The following is a 6,053-nucleotide window of genomic DNA, read 5'->3' as shown; positions in this document are numbered from 1 at the left end:
ATAAGCAAGTGGTTTAACTCAACCTGCTTTTATGCTATGTTTCGTATCATTATATACAATACCTTCTAATGAATTTTTTAATATATCATCTTCTTGAACAACTTTATAATCTAATAGCCGTTTCGCGATTTGCTTCTTCATTCCTGGATTTATCTCATCATTAAAAATAAAATGATATGCTTGTTGTTTGGAGAAATTATTAGTGAAATCCCCTTGTGATACACCAGTCTTTGTAAACCATTGTGGTGAAAGAACAAACACTACTTTTTTACCTTCTAATTCATCCATAGTAGATGTCATATTTAAAATATGAGCTAAACTTTGTGTACCACCAGTTCCAATTAAAAACGGTGTAAAACCAGCTGGATTTACTTTGAAATAATTAGACGGATGATATGCATCCATTCGTAAAAATTCTGATGAACCGTACATCGGTAAATACTGTGAATTCTCTAACATTTTTTGCTGTAAGAAAACACTTTGTAATTTCTCTTTTTGTAAAGAAGTTGCCGCATCTTCTACCTTCTTATCACTAATAAGCGATACTAAACTTTTCGATGGGATTAGAATGATAATGAAAAAAAGCACACACGCTAAAATTATAGGACCAAAAGCATGCTTCATTTTCATCTTCTGTCCCTCTTTCTATCGTTATTAAATTGTAACCCTTGTTTTTGACACGTCATCTTTTCTCTCCTTTGTCTCTATACATGTTCCATTCTATTTATCTATTATATACATGTATGTATTTCCTTCCTTGTTCTATTAAGCCCTATATAAATAGCGCAAGAAAATGTTTCCATAGAAACATGTTAATTATACAAGATTCTACATAAATTTCACACTGGAATTTTAGTAATAATTTTATTTTTTACCAATGAAAAAATATATGAAATGTCTAGAATTCTTTGGATGATGTATGGAGTTCAAAATATGATAATAAGCGCCCGCTATGATCAACTTCATGAGTATATATAAACCCGAGCTTTCGTAAAAGTTTTTTCGAGCTCTCATTTGCCACTTTAACTCTAGCAATTATTCTTGTTACATTCAAAGTCTCTATTGCATATTTAATGGAAGCCTCTGCTGCTTCTAATGCATACCCATTCCTCCAATGTTCTGGGTCAAGAAGATACATAATTTCTATTTCACCTGTTTCATCTACCTTTCTTAAACCACAATGTCCTAAAAGCTTTCCTGTTTCACTATTAAATAACAACCATACCCCGAAGTCATACTGTTCCCAATGTAAGATAAGTTGCCCAATATAATCATTTGTTTCTTCCTTCGACATTCCTCTTGATTTAGCCAGCCATTTGCCAACAGTATCTTTTTTTAATATGTTATAAAACTGATCAATATCTTCTACAATTGGTTTCCTCATAAATAATCTTTTTGTATAAATTACTTTCTCTTCTTCAAACATAGACATCATTTTCCCTCCAAATACTGTTTACAGACTAATAAATTATACCATGAACTATTTTTCTAACTTTAAATAAGAAAAAACAGACTATCACATACGTGAAGTCTGTTTCCCCATTCTTTTATTTTTGTAAATCTGCCCATTTTAAACTTGTAGCTGGACCAAATTGATGTACATATAAATCTTTCACATATGGTTTTTGTAAGTAAGATAATCCACGCTGGAATACCGGTGCAATTACTGCATCATCAAGTAGCATTTTTTCAGCATCTTGCATTGCTTTCCAGCGAGCCTTTTCATCATTACCTAATTCTGTTTTAATCTTCTTAATTAATGCATCATATTCTGGATTTGCATATTCTGTATTATTAACACTGCTTCCAGAAAGGAATACTTCTAAGTAAGTCATTGGATCTGGATAATCTGGTAACCAGCGTGATAACGACATTTCATATTCTTTCTTCTTCTCAAGTGCTAATTTTTGCGTATGCGGCTGTAATTTCACATTCACTTTTAATCCTGGTAAGTTTTTCTCAAGCTGCTCTTTAATGTACTCTCCAACTTTTTTAAAGTTTTCTAAGTCATAATTTAATAATTCTAAAGTCACTTCATTTGTACCTGTCTCTTGTTTTGCTTTCTCCCAATATTCCTTCGCCTGTTTTACATTTGTCTTATTAAACTCACCAGACGTACTTCTAAAATCTTTCTTATCTGGGCCCTTTAAAAATCCTTTTGGTACGTAATAGTTCGCTGCAACCGATCCATCATTTAAAAATGAATCTGCGAGTCCCTTCTTATCAAAAACTGTACTTAGCGCAAGACGTGCATTTTTATTTTTAAGAATCGGTACATTTTCATTAAATCGGAAGAAGTACATAACTGGATCTGTATATTGTTTTAGCTCTTTATTATTTTTATATTTATCTACGAATTCTGTAGAAATAACAGCTCTATCAACTTTATCTGTTTCATATAAATTTACCGCAGTTGAAATTTCTTTTACAATTTGATAGTTTACTTCATCTAACTTCACTTCTTTTTTATCCCAATACTTATCGTTTTTCTTCATTGTAAAGCTAGCTTCATGCTTCCACTCTGATAATGTAAACGGTCCATTATATACCGCTTTATTTGCTTCTAATCCATATTTATCACCTTGCTCTTTCGCATATTTTTCGTTAATTGGATAGAAGGATGGTAAAATTAATAATTTCGTAAAATACGGTACAGGATGTTCTAGCTCTACGACGAATGTTTTATCATCCTTCGCTTTTACTCCTAATTCATCTAGACCTAGTTGTTTTTTATTTATCTTCTCAGCATTTTTTACATCGTACGCAATGTATGCATATTGAGAAGCTGTATCTGGATTAATCAATTGCTTCCAAGCGTATACGTAATCATGGGCGGTTACTGGATCTCCGTTAGACCATTTCGCATCACGCAATTGGAATGTATATGTCTTTCCATCTTTACTCACTTCATATTTTTGTGCGCCGGCTTCAATTACTTCATCATTTTTCGATAGACGAAATAGTCCTTCCATTACGTTATTCAAAACGTTAAACGAGACTGCATCTGTTACTTTCCCTGAATTTAACGACGGAATTTCACCCGTTTCTAGTAACTGTAATACTTTCTTCTCATCTTTGGGCTTTGTTGCAGTTTTTTCTTTTGCGCAGCCAACTAAAAATGAAGAAACTAATAGAGTACTAACTAATGAGTAACGAACAACTTTTTTCATTTAAAAACCCCCTCTATTTTTAAGGTAAGTAACGACGAGCACCAGCGTATTCTTCTATATATCCTGGTGTATTTAGCGGTATAATCTCTACCGATCTTTCAGCTCTTGGTGAGTGAATCATATTGCCATCACCAATATACATTGCGACGTGATGGACACTACCTTTCCCTTGATCATGTGCAAAGAAAATTAAATCTCCTTTTTGTAGATTTTCTTTATCAACTGCAACTCCTGCTCTTGATTGCGGTCCAGAATCTCGCGGAATTGTAATGCCGTGCGATTTATAGATCGTATGCGTGAAGCCAGAGCAATCAAATCCAAAACCACTTGTACCAGCCCATATATACGGTAATCCTAAAAACATTTTCCCTGTTTTAATTAAATCATCGGCCGCCGGAGTTGAAATATCAGTTTGAGATTGGTAAACTGTTCCATCATTTTTACGTATCCATGCTTTTTGACCATTTGGCAACAATACACGGTATGAAATTGTGTCTTCACTTAATAGCGGCAGTCTTGTATTATAACTGATTTCAAGTGATTTATGTTTTTCAGAAGGGTTTATATATAAAAGCGCTGTTGGTTTGGTTATTAAGACAAAAGGTTCATTTGTTTTATCTGCAAATTCTTGATTATATGTTAATTGTTTTTCAGGCATCCAGCCCGGATAACCTTCTTCATTTCGTGGTGTTGGCTGTCCATGCACTAATACCTTCACCCATTCGCCTTTCTTATCAATAACAGTTACTTCTTGACCGAGTAACGCTTGTGTTTCTAATTTATTTGCATTTGTTAACCATAGTTTCTCGTCAAGTGTCATTGATTTCGTCCATTTCCATAGATCCACTGGATTTGTTGTACTCGGTGTATCGATTGGCCTTAATGAATCAGGTACTGTCCATAACGTTGCAGCAGATACATCTATAAATGCTTTATTATCCTTCTTTTCTTCAGCATTTGCCGATGTAAACGATGAAAATATAAATAAAGTTGTTAAAAATGCAGTTCCTACTTTTTTCATATTTATCCCCCTTAAAAGATAGTTTACTAGTCTCTTCTCCTAAGACTTACTATTCACTGTCGATTGAAGGTTTACCTTTGATCCAGAATAAGTCATTCCTTCTGGCTCTTCCATTAACCAAAGCGGTGCATCAAGATCAAAATAATGAATATTAGGATGCGCTGCCGCTAAATGCGCAACAGCACTAACGGAAAGTGAAGATTCCATCATGCTGCCCACCATACACTTCACACCAGCTGTTTCTGCGATATCTGCAATACGCCATGCTTCACGTATACCACCACATTTCATTAATTTAATATTAATGAAGTCTGCATATCTTCCTTGAACGAGCTTTAATGCGTCACTTGCTGAAAATATACTTTCATCGGCCATAATTGGCGTTTGCACACGATCTTTGACATACTTTAACCCATCCCAATCTTTCGCGTGTACTGGTTGTTCAATAAATTCTATATTTAAATTACGATTTTCCATCTCTTGAATAATAGAGACCGCTTCTTTTGGACTCCAACCTTGATTCGCATCTAAACGTAATATCGTATTTCTTGGTACCACATTTCGAATTGCCTCAATACGTTCCAAATCTAAATGCGCCTCTTTACCCACTTTAATCTTTAATGTTTGAAATCCTTTTTCTATATGTTTCTTCGCTTCTTTTGCCATTAATACAGGCTCATCCACACTCACTGTAATATCGGTATGAATTTCTTTCTTCCCGCCTAACAATGCATATAACGGCACATTTTGATATTGGCAATATACATCATATAAAGCGATATCTACCGCTGCTTTCGCACTGGAATTTCCAATACAACTCATTTGAATGCCCTGTAGTAACTGCTGAAACTGAATGATATTTTGACCAATTAAACATGAACGCATCGGTCCTAAAATCGCTTCTTCCATTCCGCTGGTGAAATCCCCCGTAATAACTGGCGTTGCGGCTGCAGCCCCCTTACCAATCACTCCTTCGTCTGTATGAATATAAACATCTATACTTTCAATTTCTGTTACAGTACGAAGCGCGGTTTTAAACGGTGTATGCAGTTTTACACGTCTACGATTTACTTTTACATCTGTAATTTTCATTTTTTTCATCCTTTCATTCTCCAATGAAGTGAAATTTTAATCCACCGGAGATTTATACCCACGGATTATTAGGTAAACCTATTGGGCATTTACTCTTCTATCTCTCTACTTTGTTTTCGTTTACTTTTGATGTAGGACGATAATGTGAAATAAAAAAATCCAGCCATAAGAATGATTCTTACGGCTGGATTTTGTCTATGATTGAGTAGACAAAGCAGCAATCTGATTATATTTTTTCTGTGCATCTTTTAGCGCTACAAGTAACGCTTTTTGAGAAGAACCGAAATATCGGTTCTTTACTTCCATTACTAACGCCGGGTCATTTATATTTTTATGTAGAAATAAATATTTAACAAATTGAGATGTTAATGCAATTGTCGCTGAGCAGTCTGCATCTACAATTTCCCCTGTATCCTTAACAAGTATAAATGCTACGAAATAGCTTTTAAACTTTTCAGTAATGGGATTATTTTGAGGTGCTTTCGCATCCCCTACGATATAAATTGTATTTGAAGCGTACACAGCTATCTTCCTTTCTTATACGAGGATAACGGGTTTCTTAATAGTCGTATGAGCGAGGAACTCAACGTTGATTAAAAAATGTATCCGCTTACCTTGTATTATAATATAATTGACAGAATTTTAACAACATTTATTTTAGTGCATATTCCATATTTATGAAAATAGCTTAAACTCTTCATTTCTACAATATGTGATTGTTCCTTGTACCATGACATTCATACATAAAAAACTGCACCCCCACTTGTTAG

Annotated in this window: 5 protein-coding genes and 1 pseudogene; all 6 read right to left on the bottom strand. The window is 34.3% G+C overall.

Going from position 1 to position 6,053, the window contains the following annotated elements:
- Positions 1-21: 21 nt before the first annotated feature.
- Positions 22-630 (bottom strand): annotated as a pseudogene (gene dltD, locus ABWK52_RS23100) (D-alanyl-lipoteichoic acid biosynthesis protein DltD); the annotation flags it as partial.
- Positions 631-898: 268 nt separating this feature from the next.
- Positions 899-1,432: a GNAT family N-acetyltransferase gene (locus ABWK52_RS23095; RefSeq protein ID WP_000061613.1), complete on the bottom strand. Its 534-nt coding sequence runs from the start codon at positions 1,430-1,432 to the stop codon at positions 899-901.
- Between the two features lie 115 nt (positions 1,433-1,547).
- Positions 1,548-3,170: a peptide ABC transporter substrate-binding protein gene (locus ABWK52_RS23090; RefSeq protein WP_016118072.1), complete on the bottom strand. Its 1,623-nt coding sequence runs from the start codon at positions 3,168-3,170 to the stop codon at positions 1,548-1,550.
- A 19-nt stretch (positions 3,171-3,189) separates the two neighbouring features.
- On the bottom strand, positions 3,190-4,191 hold the full coding sequence (locus tag ABWK52_RS23085) for a C40 family peptidase (RefSeq protein ID WP_098541932.1): 1,002 nt from the start codon (positions 4,189-4,191) through the stop codon (positions 3,190-3,192).
- Positions 4,192-4,230: 39 nt separating this feature from the next.
- Positions 4,231-5,292, bottom strand: a complete 1,062-nt coding sequence (locus ABWK52_RS23080) for a dipeptide epimerase (protein ID WP_141536735.1) — start codon at positions 5,290-5,292, stop codon at positions 4,231-4,233.
- 186 nt (positions 5,293-5,478) lie between these two features.
- The gene (locus tag ABWK52_RS23075) at positions 5,479-5,805 is read right to left on the bottom strand and encodes a DUF3870 domain-containing protein (RefSeq protein ID WP_000271312.1); all 327 of its coding nucleotides are present in this window, start codon (positions 5,803-5,805) and stop codon (positions 5,479-5,481) included.
- Positions 5,806-6,053: the final 248 nt, after the last annotated feature.

The sequence above is a fragment of the Bacillus sp. AP50 genome (genome assembly GCF_040492675.1).
GTDB classification, from domain to species: domain Bacteria; phylum Bacillota; class Bacilli; order Bacillales; family Bacillaceae_G; genus Bacillus_A; species Bacillus_A cereus.
The sequence above is the reverse complement of the archived record's forward strand: the minus strand, read 5'-3'. Positions and strand labels throughout refer to the sequence as shown.

Coding starts and splice junctions, on each gene's coding strand:
- ABWK52_RS23095 (WP_000061613.1), bottom strand. CDS start 1,432: ATGTCTATGTTTGAAGAAGAGAAAGTAATTTATACAAAAAGATTATTT.
- ABWK52_RS23090 (WP_016118072.1), bottom strand. CDS start 3,170: ATGAAAAAAGTTGTTCGTTACTCATTAGTTAGTACTCTATTAGTTTCT.
- ABWK52_RS23085 (WP_098541932.1), bottom strand. CDS start 4,191: ATGAAAAAAGTAGGAACTGCATTTTTAACAACTTTATTTATATTTTCA.
- ABWK52_RS23080 (WP_141536735.1), bottom strand. CDS start 5,292: ATGAAAAAAATGAAAATTACAGATGTAAAAGTAAATCGTAGACGTGTA.